At 60.2% G+C, this 1,087-nt stretch carries 1 protein-coding gene; it reads right to left on the reverse strand.

Annotation, left to right across the window (positions count from 1 at the left end; translation table 11 throughout):
* Window positions 1-53: 53 nt before the first annotated feature.
* A partial coding sequence (locus tag AC1DWI_RS24130; RefSeq protein WP_477726037.1) for an AI-2E family transporter occupies window positions 54-1,087 on the reverse strand: 1,034 nt, incomplete at its 5' end.

Below are 1,087 nucleotides of genomic sequence, written 5' to 3' on the forward strand. Positions count from 1 at the left end.
GAGCTACACGAAGTGAGCGACCGTGGGGGCTTTATTCCAGCGTGGGGGCCATATCAACTGCCGAGAAACTCACCAATCGGCTTCAGGTCATCGATGCGGTCGCAAATCGATTTGACAATCATCAGGATGGGAATGCCGAGCAACAGGCCCCATACCCCCCAAAGCCAGCCCCAGGCCAGCAAGCCGACGAACACCGCCACCGGACTCATACGGCTGGCGCGGCTGGTAAGCCACGGCGTCAGGAGGTTACCCACCACGGTGTGAATAGCCAGCGAGGCCCCACCCACAGCCAGCGCCATGTTGAGCGAGCCAAATTGCATAAAGGCCACCAGGGCCGATGTCGCCGCCGTGACCAGCGAGCCTACGTAAGGAATCAGGTTCAGCACGGCAGCGGCAACGCCCCACACGGCGGGGTTTTCCAGCCGCAACGCCCAAAGCGCAAGCCAGGTCAAYACCCCGACCAGCGCACTGGTCAGCAGCTGCACCTGCAGGTAGCGCTGAATCTGGTCGGTGATCTCATTGAGCGCCTGCAGCGTGATTTTTTTGCTGCTGATGCTGGAGCCCGCAAGCTTGATCAGCTTGCGCCGGAAGCTGTCGCCCGAAAGCATCAGGAAGTAGGTAAAGAAAATCACCACGGTCGCCTGGCCGATCAGTGCAATCAGCCCGATGGTGCCTGACCAGAGATAATTTTTGATGTTGAAACGGGCAGGCTCAACCACGACACGCATCGCCCCTCGCGTGTTGCTGGTCGCAGCACTTTCCTGCGCGGCCTGCTCAAGCTGTGCGGCTGCTTTCTGTACGGTTTCCAGGGCACTGTCAGACTGGTTGGTGCGCACCTTCACGGCCTGGCGGAATTTCTGCGCCGCAGCCGGCAGCGCTTCCAGCAGCTGCGCCGCTTCGTCGCTGAGCGAATACGCCGTCGCACCGATGCTGCCCACAATCGTCAACAACACCACGGCGGCGCTCAGCCAGCGTGGAACGCGTTTCGTTTCAAACCAGTTGACCACCGGTGAAAAAGCATAGCTGAACAGCACACCCAGCATCACCGGAATAAAGACGGCCTTGGCCCAGTGCAGTACAAACAGGC

This window comes from Polaromonas sp. P3_C2 (assembly GCF_056402675.1).